This window comes from Streptomyces sp. WMMB303 (genome assembly GCF_029351045.1).
GTDB lineage: Bacteria > Actinomycetota > Actinomycetes > Streptomycetales > Streptomycetaceae > Streptomyces.
Genome location: NZ_JARKIN010000001.1, coordinates 3,108,702 through 3,132,256, shown reverse-complemented (window position 1 = coordinate 3,132,256; position 23,555 = coordinate 3,108,702). Strand labels below are relative to the sequence as shown.

Here is a 23,555-nt window from a genome sequence, read left to right as displayed (position 1 = left end):
CGCACCTTGCAGGGCGGGGCCGGCGACAGCAACGTCACGCCGGCCGCTGTCCAGGACGGTGCCGTCGGGTGCTCCCTCCTCCAGGCCGGTGGACTCTCGGACCTGCTCGGTGGCCGTGCACGCCGAGGCGCCGCCTGCCCCCGGCCGCATGCTGCCGGATCGCAGGTGAGGACTGCGCTCCGCCATGCTTCCGCCTGGCGTGCCGCAGGAACAGGGCCGCGGCCATCAGCGCCGCGCCACCGGCGGCCGGCAGGGTGCCGCCGCGGGTGGTCTCCCCGGCGTGCCGCGCTCTCGCCTTCAGCTCGGCGGTCTTCCGCTGCCCGTGTGCCTTGATGTCCGCGCGCGCCGCCAGCGCCTCGACGGTCTCGCCGAGTTCCCGGCGGGTCTCCTCCACCTGGGCCCGCAGCTCCGCCGGGCTCGGTGCGGAACCGTCACTGTGGGGGCTCTGCGTCATCGGTGCGACCTCTCCTTCACCTCGGCGACATCCGCTTTCAGGCTCTGTACGGTCCCCTCGGGCTTCACCGGCGTCGCCTTGCCGATCTGACCCTTGCCGAGCACGGCCAGCGTCCCCGCGACCACCGCCAGCGCGGCGGTCACCACCAGGGCCGCGAGCCACAGCGGCAGCACCAGGTCGAGGGCGACGATGACGGTGGCCGCGAGGGCCTGGAGGGCGACGAAGCCCAGCACCCCCGCTCCGCCGAACATGCCGCCGCCGAGGCCGAAGCGCTTGCCCTTCTGCCGCATCTCGGCCTGCGCCAGTTGCAGTTCCTGCCGCATCAGCTGGGAGATCTGCTCCGACGCGTGCTGTACCAGCCTGCCGACCGATTCCTCGCCGACCGCGTCCCTGCGGGGCGGGGGCCCGTCCTCGCGCGGCGGGGACTCCTGCGTCCGGGGCGGGGCCTCGGGGCTCCGGGTCGGGGCCTCATGCGTCGTCGTCATGGTGCGCACCAGCCTTTCGCTGCTCGGCGTCCGGTGCCGGGTCACTCTCCCCCCGGCGGTACCCCCGCCTTCCCGGCCTATGCGGTAGCGCTCCGTGACCGGAGGCCCGGTTCGCGGGGGTCGCCGGGGTCTCCGGTCACGGAGCGTGCGCCGTCGGCCCCTGGACGCGGCGCGGCGCACGGTGGTGTCAGACGCCGGCTCCGCTGGTGGCCACGGTGACCACCACGGCCCGCACGGCGTGCACGGCCCGCCGCACGGCGTCCCCGCCGGGGTTGTCCTCGGCGATCTCCTCGGCACGCGCCTTCAGTGTCTTCCGATCACCGTCGATGACCTTGTGCGCCGCCCGAACGGCATGCAGCAGCGCTATCAGGTCGGCGGTGCGCTGATCGGGAACCGCGCCACCCGCCAGGACACTCTCGATGCGCTGCATGAGCTGTTCCTCGTGCCGTGAGTCCGACGCCGGCCAGCGTTTCGTGGGGAAGACGCCGAGGACGGAAGGCTCTTCCTGGCGCACGACCCCCCGCTCGACCAGACGTTCGCGTACCGCGGTCTCAGCCCCCTTCACCAGCTTCTCCACGGCGCGGCGTCCGGTGCGCGGCTTGTCGCCCAGCCGCTCGAGCGCCTCGTCCCACACCGGGTCCCCGGTCGGGGAGGCGTCGCGGACCACGAAACGTCCGGTCCGCTCGTCGTCCTCTTCCTCGGCCTGCGCCACTCGCCCCGCTTGTACGAGGTCGACGAGGACGGCGCCCGCGAGGCCGCGGGTGGCCTCCAGGCGGCCGACGACCCGCTTGCCGGAGTCGTCGTCGAGGATCAGCTGGAGGAAGTCCTCCGCCAAGGTGGGTGCGGGCATGCGTGATTCTCCAGGGTGTGGGGTCCGGCGTGCGGACGGTACGGGCGGTCGTGCCTGCGCCAACTACCCTGTGAAGCAAGGGAGATGCGTGTGAGGTAGCTTCTCGAAGCCCCGGTTTCCCGAAGGGACTTCCGATGCGCCGAACTGCGGACGGTGGTGCCGGTCGCCCGCTGTCGGCTGTTCTCCGGCCGGTGGCCGGCGAGGTCGCCCCGCCCGGCCACCGACCGGCCGCGCCTCAGATGATGGGGCTGGTGTAGACCCCGGTGTATGCCTGGCTGCCGATGAAGGGCTTGTTGACCGCCCACAGGTCGGCCCATTCGTACTCCGGCACGTTGAAGCTGCACTTCACCCAGCCGGCGGCCGCGCCGCGGGCGTTGAAGCACTGGCGGTCCCAGTGCGACGGGAGCCTCGAATTGAGCGTGCCCGCGACCGAGTCGCCGTTGGCCTTGGTGTCCTTGACGTAGATCGCGTCCCCGTTCGCGACGAAGCACGCCTTCGCGCCGGACGTCGACACGCACGGGGCGCTCGACGGCGGTGCGCCGCTGGGGGTGCCGTTCGCGGCGGCTGCCGCGGTCGCCGTTCCGGCGGTGATGAGTAGCGCGGCGGGAACCGCCAGCAGCGCGCGCCCGAGTGTTCTCATGTGTGCTCCTGTTGCCTGTGTGACTCAAGTGACGTATCTGTGCGCATTATTGAACACCACGAGGGTGGACGGGAGAGCCTCTTCGCCGCCCCGGCCGCTCACCAGGGCACGGGTGTTCCGTCCCAGGAGAAGAAGCCGCCGGTGGGGCCGTCGTCCGGCAGCAGGGCCAGGTGGAGGGCGCCCTGCGCGGCCTCGGCCGGATCGCCGCCGGCAGCGGCGGCCTGCGGATTGAGATCGGTCGCGCGCAGGCCGGGGGCGAGCGCGTTGACCTTGAAGCCGTCCTCGGCCAGCGTCTGTCCGTACAGGACGGTGAGGGCGTTGAGGGCCGCCTGGACGACCGGTAGGCGGCGGCGCCGCCGGTGCCCGGGGCGAACTGCGGATTGGGTGAGGTGCTCCAGGTCAGCGAAGCGGTGCCGCTGGAGACGTTGACGATGCGCGGACGCGGGGACCGGCGCAGCGCGGGCAGGAAGGCGTTGGTGACCGCCGCCACCCCGAACACGTTGGTCTCGAATGTGCGCCGGTACTCCTCGATGCCGGATTGGGTCGGCGGGGCGAGGGACGGCGAGATGCCGGCGTTGTTGACCAGTACGTCCAGACGGTCCAGTCGAGCCGCGGCCCGTTCGATGCCGTCCGGATCCGTTACGTCGAGGACCAGCGGGCGGGCCCCGGTGCCGAGCTCCGCCGCGGCCCGCTTCCCGCGCGCGGGATCACGGGAGCCCACGTACACGGTGAACCCCTCGGCGGCGAGCAGCCGGGCGATATCCTTGCCGATGCCCCTGTTGGCACCGGTGACCAGAGCTGTGCGTGCGTTCATGGCAACCATGCTTCTCCGGGCGTGAGTGCCCTGCCAGGGACAGCCTGTACCAGGCAGCGGGAACGCGCACCCTGCGCAGCCTGGCCGCCCGGGCGACCTGACCCGGACGCGGCGCACGGGCACGGCAGGAGTGGCGTGGCCGGGTGCCGCGCGAGGGGTCCGGTCCTTGCCTTCGGCACTCACGCTCATGCGGGCAGGTCCCAGCGGGTGCCGTCGGGGATGTGCCAGGCGTAGGCGTTTCCGTCCGCTTCGCGGGCGTACCCGAACCGGTCCTGGGAGGGGCGGCCGGCCTCGTTCCACCACTGCCAGGCCGCTTCGACCTGCTGCCACAGATCCCGTACCCCGCCGTGGGTGACGGTGGTGTGGTCGTCGCCGAGGGGTGCGCGAGCCCAGGAGCCGTCGGGGTGCTGGAGCTGGAGCGCCAGGGCACCGGCTTCGTCGATGTGGTGGACGAGCTGGGCGCCGGGCAGGTGGAAGGAGAGGAGCAGGCCGAGAGGGTAGTTGGACCGGATGTCGGCCGCGGTGACCGTTGTCGGGCGGATGTCGGCGGTCGGTGCCCGGTCGGGCCACTGGGGTGCCGGGTAGCTGGTCGCGTCCGTGCGGGCGGCCATGAAGCGCCCGCAGGTCGCAGTGAAATGCCCGACGGCCCGGCGGCCGCCGTCGACGCGGAGCGTGACAAGTCCGCCCTCGATACCGAGATCGAGGTCGGTGAGCAGGAGTGTGCCGGGTTCGCTGTGGTCGAGCCATGCGTCGGGGACGGCCGGTACGGAACAGGTGGCGATGATCCGGTCGAACGTGCCGCCGGCAGGGTGTCCGTGCGAGCCGTTGCCGACCGCGAGCTGCGGAACGAACCCGGCCTCGGCGAGGCGCTGCCGGGCCGTCCCGACCAGGGCCGGGTCGATGTCCATGGAGTGCACGAGGTGTTCGCCGATCCGGTGGCTGAGCAACGCCGCGTTGTAGCCGGTGCCGGTGCCGATCTCCAGCACGCGGTGTCCGTCCTCGACGGCCAGGTCTTCGAGCATGCGGGCCATCAGGCTCGGCAGGGTGCTGGAGGAGGTGGGAATGCCGGTCCATGCCGTCTCGTCGCCTTGTTCGGCGGTGGCCGGGTCGAGCGCGGTCACGAGGGTCTGGTCGCGGTACACGGCGGCGAGGTCGGCGTCCGTGCCGGTGGCCTGCCGCTCACGCCAGACGGTGATCCCGCGCGCGTCGGCCTCCTGCTCGTACCAGCGGGGCACGAACAGATGGCGGGGAACGTCGGCGAAGGCGTCGACCCAGGGGTGGGTGCGGATCGCGCCCGCTGCGGTGAGCTGGTGGACGAGAGCCTCCCTGTGCGGGCGGGCGCTGTCAGGCGAGTCGTTCATGCGGCTCCTTGCAGTTCGTCGGCGTTGGCCTGGGCGAGGGGGAGGCCGGTCGCGCGCTCGATCCAGTCCCACTGTCCGCACGGGTTCGCTTCCAGGAACGTCCATGTGCCGTCCGGGGTGACGGCGAAGTCGAAGGCGGCGAACCGAAGGTCGAGCCGGCGCAGGTACCGTCGCACGCCCTCTGCGGTCGCGTCCGGGACCGTGGTGGCCTGGTAGGTGAGGGAGGCGTAGTCGCTGCGCCAGTCGATGTGTCCAGCGCTGCCGGCGGCGTGGATCTCAGCGGCGAACAGCCGCTCGCCGACGGCGGTGAGTCGTACTTCGTGGGCCTTGTCGACCCATGCCTGGAAGAGGTGCGCGGTGGTGTCGATGCCCCGCAGATCGGCGAGATCCGCTGCGGAGAGACGGCGGGTGTAGACGGTCTTGAGCTGATCGCCTTCGATGAAGACAGGGGTTGCCACCGGCTTGCAGACGGCCCGGCCTCCCACCTCACCGACGAACATGCGGACGGCGGCCGGGTTGTTGGTGATGAGCGTTGCGGGCACGGTGAGTCCGGCTGTGCGTGCGGTGGCGAGTTGGAGCGGCTTGTACTCCGCGCGGGACATGGCGGCCGGATGGGACATCCAGCGGCAGTCGAGTGCGGTGATGATGCCGCCGAGACCGGCGCGGGCCTGCGCGGCGGCGAACCTGCGCTCGGGGTCGGACATGGCGGGCAGGTCGAAGGGGTTCGGGGCGCGGTAGTAGACGGCGGAGATGTCGGCCAGGTCGACGGTGCGGTGTGCGGTGCTGAGCCCGCCGGACCACCCTCGCCGGGCGTCGATGCGCCCGGCGAGGGACAGCTCTTGCGGGAACTGCGCGGTGTCCATCCGGAACACCTCCGCACCACCGTCCGTGAGTGCCTTGACGACGCGGTCGGTCGGCCAGTCGTCCTGCGCTGCGATCACGAGCACGGCGGGCATGAGGGCATCAGTCCTTCGGGCCCTCGTCCAGCGGCGGCGGGTTCGTAGGGCTGCCGTCGGGGACGGTCGGGGTGTGGGTCTGCATGCAGGGGAGCGGGCCGTCGTACAGGCCGCGGGACATCTGCAACTCGTTGTCGTAGACCGCCGGGGGCCGCACGAGCGCTTGCGCGGCATCGGGGACGCGGGCGAAGCGCAGCACCCACGGGCGGGAGTACTCGCCGCTCGGCGGGGCACTGCTGTGCGGGATGCGCCCGTGTTGCGACGCGACCGGGAACGCTTCCCGGGGATGTGAGAGCAATGCGTGCATCTTCCTGCCTTCCGGTAGATCCGGTAGAGGTGTCGCGACCCTGACCCGTCGGTCGCCATGGGTGGTGCGCTGGTGTGCCCCGGCCGACGACGATGTACGTCAGAAACTGCCGTCGGCCGGGGAGCGGCCCGCCGGTGCTGGGGTGTGCCGCGGGGCGTCTCTCCGGCGCGGGCGGGAGTCATGAGGTGCTGCTGAGGGCGGCGGCGACGGTGAAGCCGGTGCCGAAGCCGATCGTGAGCAGGAGGAATGGTCCGGCGATTCCGCAGGTGGTCATCACGCGGTGCCGGATGCTGCGCATCATTCGGTCCGCTCTTCCCGCACGCGCCAGAGGTGCGCCAATTCGTCGGCGAGGTGCGGCGGAGCCTGGCGGGTGACGGCGTACTGAGTGGCGTGCGCGAGACACATGCGCAGGCCGTGAGGGGAGCCGGAGCCGCACTTGATGACCGCGACCTGAACCGTCTCGTCCCGGTCGGTCTCGCAGTAGGCGCACCGTCCGGGCTGGACGCTGAGCGTGCCGCGCTTCACGAGCGGGTGCCATGGCGGAGTGCGCGCGGGGTGCCGTTGGCGGTGATACCTGCGTCGTGGCACTCGGCCTGGGTGGCGAGCCGTGCCGCAGCGGGCGGGCAGTCCCATTCGGTGCCGCCGCGCGGGGGCCGCAGTAAGAGGTGGGGCCCGTCCTGCCCCATGACACGGCCGAGGCGGCCCGTGCGTCGGTCGATGACGTAAACGCCGATGCGGTAGGTCTGTGCGGCCATAGATCGTGGCTCCAGTCAGGTGCCTGCCTGCTGAGAGCAGGCAGCATCGCTGTGCACACCGTTGCGGTCTGGGTGCACTCCGTTACGAATAGCGTGCTCCTTGACTAGTAATTCATGCAAGAGGATCAACTCGATCGTGCAAGATTGCATATGCCTGCTCGGGGGGTCCCGGCCCGGGGTAGCGTCAGCGAACACCGCACGGGCAGACTGAACACCCGACCTGGGAGGGGAGCGAATGAGCGCGCCAACGGTGCGACGCCGACGACTCGGCGCGAAGCTTCGCGAGTACCGGGAGGCGCGCGAATGGACTCTCGACGATGTCGCCGAACGCAGCGACGGCCGATTCAACGCTGCGAAGTTGAGCCGCATCGAGACAGCGCGCACTGCCGTGCGCCCCGACGATGTAAGAGCGCTGCTCGACCTGTACGAGGTGTCCGACCCCGACGTGTGTGCCGCACTTCTGACACTCACGCGGGAGGGCGCACGCCGCGGCTGGTGGCACTCGTACCGAGGCGTCCTGTCGCCCGTCTACGAGGATCTGATCAGCCTCGAAGCTGAGGCGGAATCGGTGTCCTCGTGGCAGCTCGGAGTCATTCCCGGTCTGCTCCAGACCGGCGAGTACGCCCGCGAGATCATTCGTGCGACGGCCATGTCTGAGGCGGTCGAGGCTCGCGTCGATGCGCTTGTCGAGGTGCGCCTCGCCCGACAGGCCATCCTGACGCGCGAGGACCCGCTCGCGCTGTGGGCCATCATCGCCGAGCAGGCTCTACGGTCCACCTCCGAGGCTGACGGAGTGATGCACGAGCAGTTGAGCCGCCTCCTCGCGATGGGTAGGCGCCCGAACGTGAACGTTCAGGTGCTGCCCGCAGATGCGCCGCTGCACGTCGGACAACTGGGCAGCTTCACCGTTCTCGGGTTCGGCTCTCATGCTGATCTCGACGTCGTACATACCGAAGGTTTGACCTCGGCCCTGTACATCGAGGAACGCGAGCAGGTAGCCGCTCACCGGGATGCTTGGCAGCGGTTGACCTCCGCAGCGCTCTCGGTTGAGGCGTCGGCGGAACTGATTACACAGATAAGGAAGAACACATGACGCATGTTGACGATGCCTCCGCTCTTCCCACCCGTTGGTGGGCGTCCTCGTACAGCGACAGTGGGGCGCAGTGCGTCGAGTGCGGCATCGTTGATGCCGAGACGGTCGCGATCCGGGACAGTAAGGCGCCCCAAGGGCCCGCGTTGCTGGTGAATCGCGATCAGCTGTCCGCGTTCGTTTCCGCGGTCGTCGACGGTCAGCTCGACCGGTAGGTCAACGACAGATGGCCCCCGCCCTTCCCGGAACCGGGGCGGGGGCGGGGGAATTTCAGTACCTGCGCTCTCGAGGGCTGCGCAGGCCGCGACCCCGAAGTGCGCTCAGACCGCTGGCTCCGGGGGTGCCGTCGGCGCCTCCGCGGACGCGGGCCCCGCGGAGGCGGGCTCGGCGGGGGAGCGCACCGTCTCCGTGGGACGTTCGGCTCGCATGCCGCGCAGCAGCAGCGCGTAGCCGAGGGCGGCGAGGGTGCCCACTGCGGCGCTGGCGGTCCACAGGGTGTCGGCGCCGAAGTGGTCGATGACGGCGCCGCCCAGCAGGGGGGCGCCGAGGGAGGCGACGGACCAGGAGAGGGCGTAGACGCCCTGGTAGCGGCCTCGGCCGTGGGTGGGCGAGAGCTGGACGACCAGGCCCATCTGGGTGGGGGCGTTGATCATCTCGCCGAGTGTCCAGACGGCGACGGCGAGGGCGTAGAACGCGGCCGACGCGGCGAAGGCGTTCAGGCCGAAGCCGTATCCGGTCAGCAGCGCGGAGACGATCAGCAGTTTGGCCGGGTCGCGGTGCTGGATGAAGCGGGTGAGGGGGAGTTGGAGGAGGACTATCAGGACGCCGTTGAGGGCGATGACGGTGCCGAAGTCGGTGCTGGTGAGTCCCTGCTCGCCCATGGAGATGGGGAGGGAGACGAACGCCTGCTGGATGAGGGTGGCCAGCAGCAGGTTGAGGGCGACGACGACCATGAAGCGCCGGTCGCGCAGCACCGTCCACAGCGAGACGTCGCTGCTGCCGTCGGGCTGGGAGTCCCGCACCGTCTCGGGGGCGGGGTCGGCGGCGGGCGCCGGGGAGCCGGCCGCGGCGGGCTGTGACTCGGCCAGCTTCCGGAACGTGATCAGCGCGGTGGCCAGCACCATCGCGGCCTCGCCGAAGAACAGCAGGTGGTAGCTGTACTGGGCGATGAGCCCGGCGCTGGTGGAAGAGACGGCGAAGCCGAGGTTGATGGCCCAGTAGTTCAGGGAAAAGGCTCGAACACGGTCCTCGGGGCGGACGATGTCGGCGATCATCGCCTGCACGGCGGGCCGGGAGGCGTTGGTGGACATCCCCACGAGCGCGGCGACCAGCGCGATCGCCACCGGGTGCGTGACCAGGCCGAGGGCGGCGACGGAGACGGCGGTCGCCAACTGGGCGCCCAGCAGGGTCGGACGCCGGCCGATCCGGTCGGTCAGTACTCCGGCGCCGAGTGAGGAGACGACTCCGCCCAGGCCGAAGAGGGCGCCGACGAGACCGGCGTACGAGGCGGAGTAGCCGCGGTCCAGGGTCAGGTACAGCGCCAGGAACGTCGCCACGAAGGCGCCGAGCCGATTGACGAGGGTGCTCGTCCACAGCCACCAGAACTGGCGGGGCAGCCCCCCGACGCTCTCGGCGGCAGCCCGCCGCACCTTGCTCAACGACACGTTCCCGGCCATGACCGCTCCCCCTGTGTGCCCGCACTCGCCGCGACCGACGTATGCGGTGAAAGACGTAAGCGGCTGAACCGCGTCGGGCACGCTACCGAGGGCGCTCAGGGGGCCGCCAGCGAATTGACGGCAGCCGTCAATCGACGTGGCGCCGCGCCCGTTCACCCCGCAGGTGCGGGGTACGGGGCGCCGTGTCTGCCCCGGGCGCGCGGGGGAGACGGTCTTGCCGTCGGCGGATCGCTCCATGTGGCACAGGCACATACGGTCCGCGTGAACTGCGGAGGTGCGCCACATCCGGGGGCCCGCGGGGCGCTCCTAGGCTGCGGCCATGACGCCTGAGCCCGAGTCCGTGCCTCCGCAGCAGCAGTCGCCCGTACCGACCCGCTCCGTCCACCTGGACCTGACCGGCCGGACGGCGCTGGTCACCGGCGCGGCGAGCGGCATCGGACGGGCCTGCGCGCTGCGGCTCGCGGCGGCGGGGGCCCGGCTGCGCGCGGTGGACCTGGATCCGGAGGGACTCGCGTCGCTGGCGTCCGAGGTCGCCGCGGCCGCAGAAGGGCCCGGAGGCGGCGCGCCCGTGGAGATCCACCCCCTCGACCTGACGGACGCCGACGGGCTGGACGCGGTGGAGGGTGCCGCGGACGGCGCCGACGTGCTCGTCAACGCGGCCGGGACGCAGCTGGTCCGGCCGATCGAGGAGTTCCCGCCCGACGCGTTCCGCCGGATGCTCACCCTCATGCTGGAGGCGCCGTTCCGCACCACCCGGGGTGCGCTGCCCGGGATGTACGCGCAGGGATGGGGGCGGATCGTGCACATCTCGTCCGTGCACGGGCTGCGGGCCTCCGCCTACAAATCGGCGTACGTGGCGGCCAAGCACGGTCTGGAGGGGCTCTCCAAGACGACGGCCCTGGAGGCGGCGGCCCATGGTGTGACCGCCAACTGTGTCAACCCGGCGTATGTGCGTACCCCGTTGGTGGAGCGCCAGATCGCGGACCAGGCGGAGGCGCACGGCATCCCTCAGGAGCGGGTGGTCTCCGAGGTCCTGCTCGCGGACTCGGCGATGAAGCGGCTGCTGGAGCCGTCCGAGGTGGTCGAGGCGGTCGCCTATCTGTGCACTCCCGCCGCCGGATTCCTCACGGGTTCCTCCCTGCCCCTCGACGGCGCCTGGACCGCTCACTGACCCTGTGCCCATGCACAGCACCACCGACCACGGTCCCGACGGCCACAGCTCCGCACGCCACGAGAGCTCCGCGGGCCACGAACCGCCGGGCGGCTCCGCACCCGCCGCCTGCCTCGGCTATCTGGAGCTGCTGGCCCGGGGCGCCCCGGCCGAGGCGTACGAGGACCCGGCGGCACACACCGCAGCCGAGCGGACCGAGCCCGCCGCCGAGGGGCCCGTGCCCGCCGCCGAACAGGGCAAGCAGCTCGCCCTGCGCATCCACGCCGAGCTGGAGGGCAGGCGGCGCCGCGAGGCGGAGCTGACGGCGCTGTTCGAGACGGTGCACGACCTCGCCGGACTCCGCGACCTCGACGACGTGCTCCAGGCCATCGTCCAGCGCGCCCGCCGGCTGCTGGGCACCGAGGTCGCCTATATGACCCTCAACGATCCCGAGCGGGGCGACACCTACATGCGGGTCACCGAGGGTTCGGTCTCGGCCCGCTTCCAGCAGTTGCGGCTCGGCATGGGCGAGGGACTGGGCGGGCTCGTGGCGCAGACCGCGCGCCCCTACGCGACCCAGGACTACCCGCGGGACGCCCGCTTCCAGCACACCCTCCCCATCGACCGGGGCGTCGGTGAGGAAGGGCTGGTCGCCATCCTCGGAGTGCCGCTGCTGCTCGGCGGCCGGGAGGTCATCGGCGTGCTGTACGCGGCCGACCGGCGCGAGCGGGTCTTCGAACCGGAGCAGATCGCGCTGCTGCGCTCGTTCGCGGCGCACGCCGCCGTCGCGATCGACAGCACCCGCCTGCTCACCGAGACGACCCAGGCGCTGGCCGGGCTGCGTGCCGTCAACGAGACCATCCGCCGCGCCTCCGACATCCACGACCGGCTGACGGAGCTGGTGCTGCGCGGCGGCGGGGTGGACGACGTGACCCGCGCGCTGGCCGAGGTGCTGGGCGGCCGGGTGGAGTTCCGCGACAGCGTGCGGTTCGGCGACGTACCGACGCAGGCAGGCGGCGCGGCGCCCGGGGGCGTGGCCTCCGGGGGCGTGCCGCCGGAAGGGGCGCCCTCCGGCCCCGTGCCCTCCGACGGCGTACCGGCCGCGGTCGAGCGCTCCCGCCGCGACGGGCACGCCGTGCGCGAGGGCGGCAGCTGGGTGGCGGCCGTCTCCGCGGGCGGCGAACTGCTGGGCGCGCTGCTGCTGCACGGACACCCGGACCTCGACCCGGTCGACCAGCGCACCCTGGAGCGTGCCGCGATGGTCACCTCGCTGCTGCAACTCGCCCGCCGCTCGGCGGGCGAGGCCGAACAGCGGGTCCGGGGTGAACTGCTGGACGACCTGCTGGACGCCGCGCACCGCGACCCGCACCTGCTGCGCGACCGCGCGGCCCGGGTCGGCGCCGACCTGGACGTGCCGCACACCGTGCTGGCCGCCCGCCTCGACCCGGCGCCCGCCGCCGGGGCGCCGTCCGGGGGCGCCGCGCACGCCTCTGCCGCCGGGGCGCCGCCGCGTGACGCCGGGCAGGCGCCCGACGAGGAGGAACGGCAGCGCCTGTGGTCCGCGGCCGCGCATCTGGCCGCCACCCGCCGCGGCCTGGCCGCGACCCGGGACGGCGGACTGGTCCTGCTGCTGCCCCTCGAAGCCACCGACCGAGGCGCCGACCGGGGCACCCCCGTCTCCGGTGACCCCGGCCCCGACTCCGCCGATGCCGTCTCCCGTACGGCGCGCCGGGCCGCCGCCGAGCTGGGCCGCGCGGTGGGCGGCCCGGTCACCGTCGGCGCCTCCGCGCCCGTACCGTCCCCGGCCACCCGGCCCGGATCCGTCGCCGCCGCTTACCCGGAGGCCCGGCGCTGCCTGGACGTGCTCAGCCTGCTCGGCCGCCGCGGCGACGGCGCCGCGGCCGAGGACCTGGGCTTCCTCGGGCTGCTGCTGGCCGACACCCGGGACGTCACCGGATTCGTCCGCCGCGTCCTCGGCCCCGCGCTCGACTACGACCAGCGCCGCGGCACCGAACTGGTCGCCACCCTCGACGCGTACTTCGAGAGCGGCGCCAGCCCGGTGCGCGCCAAGGACGTCCTGCACGTACACGTCAACACCGTCGCCCAGCGGCTGGAGCGGGTCGGCCGGCTGCTGGGCGACGACTGGCAGGCGCCGCACCGCGCGCTGGAGATCCAGCTCGCCCTACGGCTCCACCGGCTGACGGGCGCCCTCGGGAGCTGAGCCGGGGGAGCCCGGGGCGGGCGCGGTCCCGGGGGCCCCGGCCGCACCGGCCGCCGCCGCGCCCGGCTCCCCCACGGTCGCCAGATCCCGGTCCCGGGTCTCCTTCGCACAGACCAGCGCCACGACGGTGAGCAGCGCGGCGGCGATCACATACACCGACACCAGCGCCGAACCGTCGAACTCCGCCAGCAGCGCCGTCGCGATCATCGGCGCCGGAGCCCCGGCCGCCACCGACGAGAACTGCGCGCCGATCGAGGCGCCCGAGTACCGCATCCGGGTGGCGAACAGCTCGGAGAAGAACGCCGCCTGCGGCGCGTACATCGCCCCGTGCAGCACCAGCCCGACCGTCACCGCCAGCACGATCAGCCCGAAGCTGCCGGTGTCCAGCAGGGCGAAGAACGGGAAGATCCACACCCCGACGCCGGCCGCTCCCAGGATGTAGACCGGACGCCGCCCGACCCGGTCGGAGAGGGCGCCCCACAGCGGGATGACGGTGAAGTGGACGGCGGAGGCGATCAGCACCGCGTTCAGCCCGGTCTGCTTGGACAGGTCCAGGTGATCGGTCAGGTAGACCAGCAGGAACGCGGTCAGGACGTAGAAGCTGATGTTCTCCGCCATCCGGGCACCCATCGCGACCAGCACGTCCCGCCAGTGATGCCGCAGCACGGCCAGCACCGGCATCTCCTCCGCCGCCTTCGAGCCCGCCGCGCGGTCCCGCTCCTTGCGGGCCTCCGCACGGGCGCGGGCCTCCCGGAAGACGGGCGACTCGTCCACGGCCAGCCGCACCCACAGGCCGACCACCACCAGCAGCCCGGAGAGCAGGAACGGTATCCGCCAGCCCCAACTCTCGAACGCACCGTCGGACAGCAGCGCCGTCAGCGCCGCCAGCACGCCCGTGGCCAGCAGCTGACCGGCCGGAGCACCGGTCTGCGGCCAGGAGGCCCAGAACCCGCGCCGCCGCGGATCCCCGTGCTCGGAGACCAGCAGCACCGCCCCGCCCCACTCGCCGCCCAGCGCGAAGCCCTGCACCAGCCGCAGCGTCGTCAGCAGGACGGGAGCGAACGCGCCCACCGTCGCGTGGGTGGGCAGCAGCCCGATGGCGAACGTGGCGCCGCCCATCATCAGCAAGCTGATGACCAGCAGTTTCTTCCGGCCGACGCGGTCGCCGTAGTGGCCGAAGACCAGCGCGCCGATCGGGCGGGCGGCGAAGCCGACCGCGTAGGTCAGAAACGCCAGCAGCGTGCCGACCAGCGGATCGGAGTCCGGGAAGAAGAGCTTGTTGAAGACCAGCGCGGCGGCCGAGCCGTAGAGGAAGAAGTCGTACCACTCGATGGTGGTACCGACCAGGCTGGCCGCGACGATCCGGCGCAGCGACCGCCCGCCGCCCGGTGCGGACTCGGGGGACTCGGGGGACTTGGAGGACTCGGCGGAACCGGAGTCATGTGGGGACGAGGAAGCGGAGACCATGCCGTCGCACGCTAGGTAACCCCGCTCCCGGCCCCCATGTGGCCGCACCCCACACTTCGCCGCCCCGCTGTCCGACGGGACCCCACCTCGCTCCCGGGCTCCCGGGGGGCGCGTAGGCTCTCCGGTATGGCCGACGCACCGTACAAGCTGATCCTGCTCCGCCATGGCGAGAGCGAGTGGAACGCCAAGAACCTGTTCACCGGGTGGGTGGACGTCAACCTCACGGACAAGGGTGAGAAGGAGGCGGTCCGCGGCGGCGAGCTGCTCAAGGACGCCGGCCTGCTGCCCGACGTACTGCACACCTCCGTGCAGAAGCGCGCCATCCGCACCGCGCAGCTCGCGCTGGAGTCCGCGGACCGCCTGTGGATCCCCGTACGCCGCTCCTGGCGGCTGAACGAGCGGCACTACGGTGCGCTCCAGGGCAAGGACAAGGCGCAGGTCCGCGACGAGTTCGGCGAGGAGCAGTTCATGCTCTGGCGCCGCTCCTACGACACCCCGCCGCCGGTCCTGGAGGACGGCGCCGAGTTCTCGCAGAGCGGCGACCCGCGCTACGCGGCGCTGCCCAGCGAGCTGCGGCCGCGCACCGAGTGCCTCAAGGACGTCGTGGAGCGGATGCTGCCGTACTGGTTCGACGGCATCATCCCGGACCTGCTCGACGGCCACACCGTCCTGGTCGCCGCGCACGGCAACTCGCTGCGCGCCCTGGTCAAGCACCTGGACGGGATCTCCGACGAGGACATCGCCGGCCTCAACATCCCCACCGGCATCCCGCTCGTCTACGACCTGGACGCCGACTTCGCACCGGTCACCAAGGGCGGCACCTACCTCGACCCGGAGGCCGCCAAGGCCGCCATCGAAGCGGTGAAGAATCAGGGCAAGAAGTAGTACCCCGGAACACGAGTAAGCCCCCTGCCCGCGGTTTCCCGCGGGCAGGGGGCTTCGCTCTGGAGATGGCCGTTGGTGGGCCGCCCCGGTTGTGTGACACCGACTGCGCCGATGCCAGAGCCTCAGCTACGAAGGCGCACAAAAGCCGACAAGGTATCGGCGATTTCACCAACCTCGAGCCGGCTCTGAGAGACCTCGAGGACGAAGGCTTCTGCCTTGTCCTCGTCCAGCGGCTCGACAAGCTCGTACCCGTTGAGGTCCAGGAAGACGATGGCCGTCGCCCAGCCGGTGCGCTTGTTGCCGTCGATCAGACTGTGGTTGCCGGCGACAGAATGGAGAAGGGCGCCAGCCTTCTCGAACAGGCCTGGGTACGCATCCTGGCCGAAGGCGCTGGAGCGGGGCCGTTGTACGGCAGAGGACAGCAGCCCCCACTCCCGAATCCCCGGTCGACCACCGAGCGTGATTTCGGCGATGGAGAGGACATCCTCTTCGTCGAGGTACTCGGTGATGTGAGGGCTCCGAGCTACTTGGTGGCCAGCCGCTTATTGAGACCAGCGGAGATCCTGGCCGTCCGCAGAGCGGCGGCACGTACCTTCCGGCGACGCAGTTCGGCGAGAACGGTGTCGTGTGCGAGGGACTTCATGCTGATGCCCTCCTGGGCCGCAGCCTCGCGGACTTGAGCCATCTCTTCTTCGCTGAACGTCACGTTCAGTGCGGGCATGATGCCTCCTCCCTCGACTTTGGTACCCATCCTGGTACCAGACTACCAGGGCACCCTGACGCCAGAGACAGCATGCGGGCCGTGTCCCGGTCCCCCGGATGCGATCACGCTCCGCCGCCCGGACGATGGGGCGGGGGACGGTCGACGCGGGAGGCGCGCTATGGCGGGACTTGTTCGCAAGAGCTTCGACGCGCCGGACGAGGTCCGGCCCTTCGAGGACGGTACGGGGCAGCTGGAGGTCGTCAACCTGGCCGGGGGAGAGGTGGGCCGGGGGACGTTCCAGCCGGGCTGGCAGTGGTCCAAGCACGTCAAGCCGATCGCCGGGACGGAGAGCTGCCAGGCGGCGCACGCCGGGTACATCGTCTCGGGGCGGATGAAGATCGTGACGGACGACGGCCAGGAGATCGAGATCGGGCCCGGTGACGCCCTGGACTGCCCGCCCGGGCACGACGCCTGGGTCGTCGGCCAGGAACCCTGCGTCCTCGTCGACTGGCAGGGCTTCTCGGGGTACGCGAAGCGCTGACGCCCCGCGCCCGGTGCCGTCGGTGCCCGTCGGTGCCCGGCCGGACTCGGTCCGGCGGGCGGTCGGCCGTCTCCCGCATACGCTCGGACCATGACGATCCATCCCGTCTCGGCGCTGGCGCAGCGGCTGCTGCCCGGGGAACTGACCGCGGGTGGCCCGCCGGATCCGCGGCGGGTGCGGCGCAGCGCCCGCGACTGGGTCGTCGACATCGTGCTGTTCGGCTGGGCGGTGCTGTGCTGGGCGGCGCTCTTCCAGCAGGCCGGGGCCAAGGAGTACCTGCCCGGCTGGCTGGTGGCGATCGATCCGCCGCTGGGTGCGCTGGCCTGCCTGTCGCTGTGGCTGCGGCGCCGGTGGCCGCTGGGCGTGGCGCTGGCTGCGGTGCCCGCCGCGGCGCTGACCGACACCGTCGTCGGCGCCCTCGCCGTGATCATCTTCAATTTGGCGCTGCGTGTCCCGCCCCGCCCGGCGGCCCTGGTGCTGCTGCTGCACCTGGCGGCGACGCTGCCCTACGTACTGCTCTACGGGGTGCCGCACGAGGAGCGCTGGACGGTCGCCGCGTTCGTCCTCGTCTTCTATCTGCTCTTCTTCACCTGGGGCAGCGCGACCCGGGCCCGGCGCCAGCTCGTACTCAAGCTGCGCGAGGACGCGGTGCGTGCCCAGGCGGACCATACGCGGCGGCTGGCGGACGTGCGGCGCGCCGAGCGCCGGGCGATCGCGCGGGAGATGCACGACGTGCTCGCGCACCGTGTCTCGCTGCTGTCCGTGCACGCGGGGGCGCTCGCCTACCGGACGCAGCGCACGGCCGCGGGCGAGAGCCCCGCGCTGGACGACGCGGAGATCGCCGAGAGCGCCACCGTCATCCGCGACAACGCGCACCAGGCCCTGGAGGAGCTGCGCGACGTCCTGCACGTGCTGCGCGAGGACGAGGAGGACGATGTCCCTGGTGCCCCCGGGGTCCCCGTCGACGCGACCGGGGTGCCCGGGGCGTCCGACGGTGCCCGGCCGCAGCCGGATCTGACGCGGCTGGATGAACTGGTCGACGAGGCGCGGGCCGCGGGCCAGACCGTACGGCTTGAGGTGGCGCTGCCCGAGCGGGCCGCCGGCGAGGGCGGCTATCCGCTCCGCCCCCAGTTGCAGCGCACCGCCTACCGGGCCGTACAGGAAGGGCTCACCAACGCGCGCAAGCACGCGCCGGGCCGGCCGGTGGAGGTGCGGGTGGCGGGCGCCGTGGAGCAGGAGCTGACCGTGCGGGTCAGCAACCCGCTGCCGGTCGGCAGCGCGGCGGGGCGCACCGGATCACCGATTCCCGGCGCCGGTGCCGGGCTGACGGGACTGCGGGAGCGGCTGGAGATCGAGGGCGGCACCCTCGCCTACGGCCCCGAGGACGGCATGTTCACGCTGACCGTCCGGCTGCCGTGGCCCGCTCCGGAACCCGGACCCGACGCGGGGCCCTGACCGGCGTGAACCGGCCGGAGCCGCCCGTCGTGCGCGCCGTGTTGTCCGTCGCGCGCCCGCGGCCGCGCCCGCGGCTCGCGGGGCACGGGTGCGCGAGGCACGCCGGTCAGCCGCAGGACCCCCCGCACTGGCAGGGGCCGCCCGACTGGCAGCCGCAGCCGCAGCCGGCACCGCATCCGCACGCCCCCAGCAGGGGCAGCTGCCGTGCTTCCTGTGCTGCGGTCGGCGGCTGCGGGCCGGCCGTGGTCCGGAGCGGTTCGGTGGAGTCAGCCATCGTGCCCTCCTCGGCAGGGACAGTCATGGACAAGACATGACCTTCCCCATTGCAGGCCGCGGCGGCACGGGCGCATCAAGGGCGCGCGGGTGCACGACGCCCGGCGGCGGTGACCGGCGAGCGACCGCCCGGTGCCGGTCGGCCGCCGGGCGGCCGGTGCTCGCCGGGGCGCCGGAAGGCGGGGGCTACCGGCCCTCGCTCGCCCCGGTCCCCTCTCCCGCACCGCCCGCGGCGCTCGCGTCGCCGCCCTGGATGCTGCCCGCGGCGGCGTCCGCACCGGCCACGGCGGCCGCCGGGTCGATCTCGTCCGCGTAGTCGCCGGTCACCAGGTAGACGACCCGGCGGGCCACCGACACGGCGTGGTCGGCGAACCGCTCGTAGTAGCGGCCCAGCAGCGTGACGTCCACGGCGGTCTCGATGCCGTGCTTCCAGCGGTCGTCCATCAGGTGCTGGAAGAGGGTGCGGTGCAGCAGGTCCATGGCGTCGTCGTCCTGCTCCAGTTGCAGGGCCAGGTCGACGTCCTTGGTGACGATCACCTCGGCCGCCTTCGCCATCAGCCGCTGCGCGAGCTGCCCCATCTCCAGCAGGGTCGCCTGGAGGTCCTGGGGGACGGCCGACTCGGGGAAGCGCAGCCTGGCGACCTTCGCCACATGCTGCGCCAGGTCGCCCGAACGCTCCAGGTCGGCGCTCATCCGCAGCGAGGTGACGACGATCCGCAGGTCGGTGGCGACCGGCTGCTGCCGGGCCAGCAGCTGTATCGCCCTGGTCTCCAGGTCGCGCTGGATGTCGTCGACCTTCTCGTCGGCGGCGATGACGCTCTCGGCGAGCTTGAGGTCCGCGTCCAGCATCGCCGTGGTGGCGCGCCCGACCGCGGAGCCGACGAGCCGGGCCATCTCGACCAGGCTGTCCCCGATCGAGTCCAGCTCCTCGTGGTACGCGTCCCGCATGGCTGTCCTTCCCTCGTACGAATGTTCTTCCGGGGTGCACGGCCCCGGCCGTTCTCACAGGGGCGCTCGGGCCCCTACGCTCCCACGGTGCGCCCGAAATGCGACCGGTGCGGCCCTCCACGGTGAACCGGAGACGCCGTGCGGGTAAACACTGGGCGACAGCTCTTTCGGCGGCGCCGTCCAGGGCTGGGGCACTCTCACGAGAGGCGCATAACCTGGGTGTATGGACGTTAATGCGGCTGTCGCCGCGGCAGCAGCGATCGCCGGGGTCTGTACCGGTGTGATCGCGATGCTGGCGTTCCGGTGGAGCGAGCGGGAGCAGGCCCGCCCCACCCGCACCTCCCTGCACACCGAGCCGGGGCTGCCCCCGGGTGTCGACACCGTACTGTCGGTGCTCCGCTCCTCGGCCGTGGTGCTGGACGAGAGCGACGGCGTCGTCAAGGCCAGCTCGGCCGCCTACGCGCTGGGTCTGGTCCGCGGCGGCAAGCTCGCCGTCGAGCCCATGCTCCAGATGGCCAGGGACACCAGACGGGACGGCGAGATACGGCAGGTCGAGCTGGACCTGCCCCGGCGCGGTACGGGACGGGGTGATGCCCTCGCGGTCTCCGCACGGGTCGCCCCACTCGGCTCCCGGCTGGTCCTCCTGCTGGTGGAGGATCTGACGGAGGCCCGCAGGATCGAGGCAGTGCGGCGCGACTTCGTCGCCAACGTCAGCCATGAACTCAAGACCCCGGTCGGTGCGCTCTCGCTGCTCTCGGAGGCGGTGCTGGACGCCTCCGACGACCCGGAGGCGGTGCAGCGCTTCGCCGGGCGGATGCAGAACGAGGCGACCCGGCTGACCAACCTCGTCCAGGAACTCATCGACCTCTCCCGGGTGCAGAACGACGACCCGCTGGAGGACTCCGAGTCCGTCCGGGTGGACGAACTGGTGACCGAGGCCATCGAGCGCAGCCGGCACAGCGCCGACAGCAAGCAGATCACCCTCCTCGCGGGCGGCACCGAGAGCCTCCACGTGTGGGGCAACCGCGGCCAGCTCGCCGCGGCGCTCGGCAACCTCGTGGAGAACGCCGTCAACTACTCACCGGCCCGCACCCGCGTCAAGGTCGCGGGCCGCCTCGCCCAGACCCCGGGCGGCGATCTGATCGAGATCGCCGTCACCGACCAGGGCATCGGCATCTCCGAACGCGACAAGGACCGCATCTTCGAGCGCTTCTACCGCGTCGACCCGGCCAGGTCCCGGGCCACCGGAGGCACCGGACTGGGCCTGTCCATCGTCAAGCACGTGGCCGCCTCGCACGGCGGGGAGGTCACCGTGTGGAGCGCCGAGGGACAGGGCTCCACCTTCACCCTGCGGCTGCCCGAGGCGGGCAGCGCGCGTGAGCAGGCCGCACTCGACAAGGCCGACCGGCTCGGCCGGAACCGCCTGTCGGGAGCGCTGCAGGAACCGGCCGCCTTCGAGGACGAGGAGCGGCCGTATGTCGATCAGGCTGATGAACAACTTTCCGCCCCGGAGGTCCTCCCGTGACCCGAGTGCTCGTCGTCGAGGACGAGGAATCGTTCAGCGACGCACTGTCGTACATGCTCCGTAAGGAAGGCTTCGAGGTCGCGATCGCGGCCACGGGTCCCGACGGGCTCGACGAGTTCGAACGCAACGGCGCCGACCTGGTGCTGCTCGATCTGATGCTGCCGGGGCTGCCCGGCACCGAAGTCTGCCGGCAGCTGCGGGGGCGCTCCAACGTCCCGGTGATCATGGTGACGGCCAAGGACAGCGAGATCGACAAGGTGGTCGGCCTGGAGATAGGCGCCGACGACTACGTCACCAAACCGTTCTCCTCGCGTGAGCTGGTGGCCCGCGTGCGCGCCGTGCTGCGCCGCCGCGGCGAGCCGGAGCAGGAGGTCGCGCCCGCGGCGCTGGAGGCGGGCCCGGTCCGGATGGACGTGGAACGGCACGTGGTCACCGTCGGCGGCGGCAAGGTCGATCTGCCGCTCAAGGAGTTCGACCTGCTGGAGATGCTGCTGCGGAACGCGGGACGGGTGCTCACCCGGATGCAGCTCATCGACCGGGTCTGGGGTGCGGACTACGTGGGCGACACCAAGACCCTCGACGTGCACGTCAAGCGCCTCCGCGCCAAGATCGAACCCGACCCCGGGGCGCCGCGCTACCTGGTGACGGTGCGCGGCCTCGGCTACAAGTTCGAGCCGTAAGCCGCCGCACCGGGATCCGGCTGCGCGCTTCACCCGGCTGCGCGCTTCGCGGAGGAAGAGCTTCCGGGCCGGCGGTCTCGCCGCGGGCCGAGTGGTCCGTGCGACGCCGGCAGGGACGTACGGCGAGGGGCCGCACCCGTGGTGGGTGCGGCCCCTCGCCGTACGTCTCCGCGGTGCGGTTCCGCGACTCAGCTCCCCGAGGGCTCGCCGCCCTGCTCGGTACCCGGCGAGGTGCTCGGGGACGTCGCGCCCTCGTCCGTGCCCGCGCCCCGCTCGTCGGCCGAGGCGCCGGTGGAGGCGTCGTCGGAGGGGCTCCCGGAGGGGCTCTCCTCGCCGCCCCGGCCGGGAGACGCGGAGGAACCCGGCTCGGGCGCCCTCTCGGTCGGCGAGGAGCTCGGGCCGACCGTCTCGAAGGCGTGCTCGGCGGGCAGCACGGTCGCCCGCAGCTTGACCGCGCCGGTCCGGCTCAGGTCGAAGGTGACCGGCTGCGCGTTGCCGTCCTCGACGCCCGCGGCCTCGACGTCCCGCAGCAGCGCGGAGGCGTTGCCCTTGCCGCCCAGCGCCAGCGAGCCGCCGGCCGGTACGACGAGCTTCTTCTCGCCCTTGGCGGGGCTCAGTTCGGCGCGTGCCCCGTCGACGCGGATGCCCTTGAGGGTCTGGTCCCGGTCCCCGTCGTTGAAGATCCGCGCCGTGACGGCCGCCTCGTCCGAACCCTTGGTGTCGGTGACGATGTTGGCGTTCTGGACCTTGATGACCCCGACGTGCGTCGCCGCGTTGTCGGGCTTGACCTCCAGCGTCTGCGCGTCGTTCCCGGCGCCGCAGGCGGTCAGCGAGACGGCGGCGAGCGCGAGGGTGGTGGCGGCGAGGGCGCCGCGACGAAGGCTGCTGCTCACGGCGGCGGCAACTCCTAGGCGAGCTATGGCGGCGGCACGCTCCAGAGCGCGTGCCGGTCGCGTACGGATGGGGCTTTCGCGTGCGCGCTCAGATTACCGACAGCCTGCTGACGCCCCGCACCCGACCCTCCGACCCGGCCCTGGGACCCGGCCGGGCCCCAGGGCCGACTCTCCGGACCGGCCTTGGGCCCGGAGAGTCGGGGCAGGGGCGTTTGCGAGGGGGCGTCGCCCGGGTGCCGGCCCGGTTCGGGGGCGGCAGGGGGCGCGCGGCAGTCCTGTGCGCCGTCGAATAGCTCCGGCCGCGGTACGAGCGACCTCCGTACGGGGGATTCCAGGAGAATGCGAGAGCTCGATGAAGAATTGATCAACAGGCTCTTGCGGGTTCATTGATCAATTCCCGGAAAGCGGGAAGGGCGGCGCGAAGATGCTACTCCCTACAGTCGGACAAATCGGCCATGATGGACGTGTCGCGGTGTACTTCGACGGGTCCCCGGCGGCTGTTTCCGTGTGTGCGCAGAACCGCTCCCACCTGCGAATACCCGCTTGCATTGGTTGGTCGATGCACGATAGAGGGTCGCTTGTCAAGCCCCGAGATGCGCCCTGACCTGCGAAAACGCCATTCAGAAGACGTCGCCGCCGTGTTACCCTGGATAGCCACGGAAGGGGTACCTGACACATGACGTTCAAGGTTGGCGACACCGTGGTCTATCCCCATCACGGGGCCGCGCTGATCGAGGCTATCGAAACTCGCCAGATCAAAGGCGTGGACAAGACCTACTTGGTTCTGAAGGTTGCGCAGGGCGATTTGACCGTTCGCGTCCCGGCGGACAATGCGGAGTTCGTAGGCGTGCGCGACGTCGTTGGTTCGGACGGGCTGGACAGGGTCTTCGAGGTGCTCCGCGCGCCGTACGCCGAGGAGCCGACCAACTGGTCCCGCCGCTACAAGGCGAATCTCGAGAAGCTCGCGTCCGGCGACGTGATCAAGGTGGCGGAGGTCGTGCGTGACCTGTGGCGCCGTGAGCGGGAGCGCGGCCTGTCCGCCGGGGAGAAGCGGATGCTGGCCAAGGCCCGGCAGATCCTGGTGAGCGAGCTGGCGCTGGCGGAGAACACGAACGAGGACAAGGCCGAGGCGCTGCTCGACGAGGTTCTCGCTTCCTGACATTCGAACTGCCCCACGATGCCGCGGTGCCCGGATGACATCAGTCGTCGCCGGGCGCTGCGGCATGTTCGGCGGCCTGTCCGAACAGCTCCCTGTCCGGACAACTCTGCGACCGCGGTTCCCGGAACTGACTCCCGGCGGTCGCGGCACGCGTGCACGCTGCCAACGGGTCGCGTGCCGGGCCCGGGCGCCCGACTCGACCGCTGGTCACGGAAAGGGCTCGATCGAGTGGCTGCGCCCGGCACTCCCGTCAACCCAGGGCATTGA

At 72.0% G+C, this 23,555-nt stretch carries 26 protein-coding genes and 1 pseudogene; 10 read left to right on the top strand and 17 right to left on the bottom strand.

Annotated elements, in window-relative coordinates:
• Window positions 1–34: 34 nt before the first annotated feature.
• The 11 genes and pseudogenes from P2424_RS14000 to P2424_RS13950 form a co-directional block, all read right to left on the bottom strand.
• Window positions 35–454, bottom strand: a complete 420-nt coding sequence (locus P2424_RS14000) for a DUF3618 domain-containing protein (RefSeq protein ID WP_276476082.1) — start codon at window positions 452–454, stop codon at window positions 35–37.
• Entirely contained in the window at window positions 451–939 is a 489-nt protein-coding gene (locus P2424_RS13995) for a phage holin family protein (protein WP_276476081.1), read from the bottom strand. The genes P2424_RS14000 and P2424_RS13995 overlap by 4 nt, the downstream gene beginning before the upstream one ends.
• Window positions 940–1,126: 187 nt before the next feature.
• A complete protein-coding gene (locus P2424_RS13990; RefSeq protein WP_276476080.1) occupies window positions 1,127–1,789 on the bottom strand; it encodes a GPP34 family phosphoprotein in 663 nt (220 codons plus the stop codon).
• 235 nt (window positions 1,790–2,024) lie between these two features.
• Window positions 2,025–2,429, bottom strand: coding sequence for a hypothetical protein (locus tag P2424_RS13985; protein WP_276476079.1), 405 nt, complete (start codon window positions 2,427–2,429; stop codon window positions 2,025–2,027).
• A 98-nt stretch (window positions 2,430–2,527) separates the two neighbouring features.
• A pseudogene (locus P2424_RS13980) lies at window positions 2,528–3,243 on the bottom strand (SDR family oxidoreductase).
• 185 nt (window positions 3,244–3,428) lie between these two features.
• Window positions 3,429–4,604: a methyltransferase domain-containing protein gene (locus P2424_RS13975; protein ID WP_276476078.1), complete on the bottom strand. Its 1,176-nt coding sequence runs from the start codon at window positions 4,602–4,604 to the stop codon at window positions 3,429–3,431.
• A complete protein-coding gene (gene tgmB, locus P2424_RS13970) occupies window positions 4,601–5,560 on the bottom strand; it encodes an ATP-grasp ribosomal peptide maturase (protein ID WP_276476077.1) in 960 nt (319 codons plus the stop codon). Before tgmB ends, P2424_RS13975 begins: the two co-directional genes overlap by 4 nt.
• A 7-nt stretch (window positions 5,561–5,567) precedes the next feature.
• Window positions 5,568–5,867: a putative ATP-grasp-modified RiPP gene (gene tgmA / locus P2424_RS13965; protein WP_276476076.1), complete on the bottom strand. Its 300-nt coding sequence runs from the start codon at window positions 5,865–5,867 to the stop codon at window positions 5,568–5,570.
• A 178-nt stretch (window positions 5,868–6,045) separates the two neighbouring features.
• Window positions 6,046–6,168: a hypothetical protein gene (locus P2424_RS13960; protein WP_276476075.1), complete on the bottom strand. Its 123-nt coding sequence runs from the start codon at window positions 6,166–6,168 to the stop codon at window positions 6,046–6,048.
• Window positions 6,165–6,392: a hypothetical protein gene (locus P2424_RS13955; protein WP_276476074.1), complete on the bottom strand. Its 228-nt coding sequence runs from the start codon at window positions 6,390–6,392 to the stop codon at window positions 6,165–6,167. The genes P2424_RS13960 and P2424_RS13955 overlap by 4 nt, the downstream gene beginning before the upstream one ends.
• On the bottom strand, window positions 6,389–6,622 hold the full coding sequence (locus P2424_RS13950; protein WP_276476073.1) for a hypothetical protein: 234 nt from the start codon (window positions 6,620–6,622) through the stop codon (window positions 6,389–6,391). Before P2424_RS13950 ends, P2424_RS13955 begins: the two co-directional genes overlap by 4 nt.
• A 235-nt stretch (window positions 6,623–6,857) precedes the next feature.
• Here P2424_RS13950 and P2424_RS13945 point away from each other — a divergent pair, with 235 nt between their 5' ends.
• Window positions 6,858–7,715: a helix-turn-helix transcriptional regulator gene (locus tag P2424_RS13945; RefSeq protein ID WP_276476072.1), complete on the top strand. Its 858-nt coding sequence runs from the start codon at window positions 6,858–6,860 to the stop codon at window positions 7,713–7,715.
• Window positions 7,712–7,927: a DUF397 domain-containing protein gene (locus P2424_RS13940; RefSeq protein WP_276476071.1), complete on the top strand. Its 216-nt coding sequence runs from the start codon at window positions 7,712–7,714 to the stop codon at window positions 7,925–7,927. The genes P2424_RS13945 and P2424_RS13940 overlap by 4 nt, the downstream gene beginning before the upstream one ends.
• A 105-nt stretch (window positions 7,928–8,032) precedes the next feature.
• Here P2424_RS13940 and P2424_RS13935 read toward each other — a convergent pair whose 3' ends face one another.
• Window positions 8,033–9,388, bottom strand: a complete 1,356-nt coding sequence (locus tag P2424_RS13935) for an MFS transporter (RefSeq protein ID WP_276476070.1) — start codon at window positions 9,386–9,388, stop codon at window positions 8,033–8,035.
• Window positions 9,389–9,707: 319 nt separating this feature from the next.
• Between P2424_RS13935 and P2424_RS13930 the strand changes: the two genes are divergently transcribed.
• Window positions 9,708–10,559 (top strand): 3-hydroxybutyrate dehydrogenase, encoded by an 852-nt coding sequence (locus P2424_RS13930; protein WP_276476069.1) that lies wholly within the window; start codon window positions 9,708–9,710, stop codon window positions 10,557–10,559.
• Between the two features lie 10 nt (window positions 10,560–10,569).
• The gene (locus P2424_RS13925) at window positions 10,570–12,759 is read left to right on the top strand and encodes a GAF domain-containing protein (RefSeq protein ID WP_276476068.1); all 2,190 of its coding nucleotides are present in this window, start codon (window positions 10,570–10,572) and stop codon (window positions 12,757–12,759) included.
• Here the strand turns inward: P2424_RS13925 and P2424_RS13920 are convergent.
• Complete coding sequence (locus P2424_RS13920) at window positions 12,721–14,226, bottom strand: MFS transporter (protein ID WP_276476067.1); 1,506 nt, start codon at window positions 14,224–14,226, stop codon at window positions 12,721–12,723. The genes P2424_RS13925 and P2424_RS13920 overlap by 39 nt on opposite strands.
• A 126-nt stretch (window positions 14,227–14,352) precedes the next feature.
• Here P2424_RS13920 and P2424_RS13915 point away from each other — a divergent pair, with 126 nt between their 5' ends.
• A complete protein-coding gene (locus P2424_RS13915; RefSeq protein ID WP_276476066.1) occupies window positions 14,353–15,111 on the top strand; it encodes a phosphoglyceromutase in 759 nt (252 codons plus the stop codon).
• 122 nt (window positions 15,112–15,233) lie between these two features.
• Here the strand turns inward: P2424_RS13915 and P2424_RS13910 are convergent, their stop codons facing one another.
• Both P2424_RS13910 and P2424_RS13905 read right to left on the bottom strand, forming a co-directional pair.
• The gene (locus tag P2424_RS13910; RefSeq protein ID WP_276478965.1) at window positions 15,234–15,620 is read right to left on the bottom strand and encodes a type II toxin-antitoxin system death-on-curing family toxin; all 387 of its coding nucleotides are present in this window, start codon (window positions 15,618–15,620) and stop codon (window positions 15,234–15,236) included.
• Window positions 15,621–15,634: 14 nt separating this feature from the next.
• On the bottom strand, window positions 15,635–15,832 hold the full coding sequence (locus P2424_RS13905) for a hypothetical protein (protein WP_276476065.1): 198 nt from the start codon (window positions 15,830–15,832) through the stop codon (window positions 15,635–15,637).
• A gap of 160 nt (window positions 15,833–15,992) precedes the next feature.
• On the opposite strand from P2424_RS13905, the gene P2424_RS13900 reads away from it, so the two are divergent.
• Together P2424_RS13900 and P2424_RS13895 are read left to right on the top strand one after the other, a co-directional pair.
• Window positions 15,993–16,355: a cupin domain-containing protein gene (locus P2424_RS13900; RefSeq protein WP_276476064.1), complete on the top strand. Its 363-nt coding sequence runs from the start codon at window positions 15,993–15,995 to the stop codon at window positions 16,353–16,355.
• A 90-nt stretch (window positions 16,356–16,445) separates the two neighbouring features.
• Window positions 16,446–17,810, top strand: a complete 1,365-nt coding sequence (locus P2424_RS13895; RefSeq protein WP_276476063.1) for a histidine kinase — start codon at window positions 16,446–16,448, stop codon at window positions 17,808–17,810.
• A 459-nt stretch (window positions 17,811–18,269) separates the two neighbouring features.
• Here the strand turns inward: P2424_RS13895 and phoU are convergent, their stop codons facing one another.
• Window positions 18,270–19,031 (bottom strand): phosphate signaling complex protein PhoU, encoded by a 762-nt coding sequence (gene phoU, locus P2424_RS13890; protein WP_276476062.1) that lies wholly within the window; start codon window positions 19,029–19,031, stop codon window positions 18,270–18,272.
• 223 nt (window positions 19,032–19,254) lie between these two features.
• Here phoU and P2424_RS13885 point away from each other — a divergent pair, with 223 nt between their 5' ends.
• A complete protein-coding gene (locus tag P2424_RS13885; protein WP_276476061.1) occupies window positions 19,255–20,556 on the top strand; it encodes an ATP-binding protein in 1,302 nt (433 codons plus the stop codon).
• Window positions 20,553–21,236: a response regulator transcription factor gene (locus tag P2424_RS13880; RefSeq protein ID WP_276476060.1), complete on the top strand. Its 684-nt coding sequence runs from the start codon at window positions 20,553–20,555 to the stop codon at window positions 21,234–21,236. Before P2424_RS13885 ends, P2424_RS13880 begins: the two co-directional genes overlap by 4 nt.
• 188 nt (window positions 21,237–21,424) lie before the next feature.
• Here P2424_RS13880 and P2424_RS13875 read toward each other — a convergent pair whose 3' ends face one another.
• Window positions 21,425–22,129, bottom strand: a complete 705-nt coding sequence (locus P2424_RS13875; RefSeq protein WP_276476059.1) for a DUF461 domain-containing protein — start codon at window positions 22,127–22,129, stop codon at window positions 21,425–21,427.
• A gap of 676 nt (window positions 22,130–22,805) precedes the next feature.
• On the opposite strand from P2424_RS13875, the gene P2424_RS13870 reads away from it, so the two are divergent.
• Entirely contained in the window at window positions 22,806–23,288 is a 483-nt protein-coding gene (locus P2424_RS13870) for a CarD family transcriptional regulator (protein WP_016472332.1), read from the top strand.
• The last annotated feature ends 267 nt before the right edge of the window (window positions 23,289–23,555 follow it).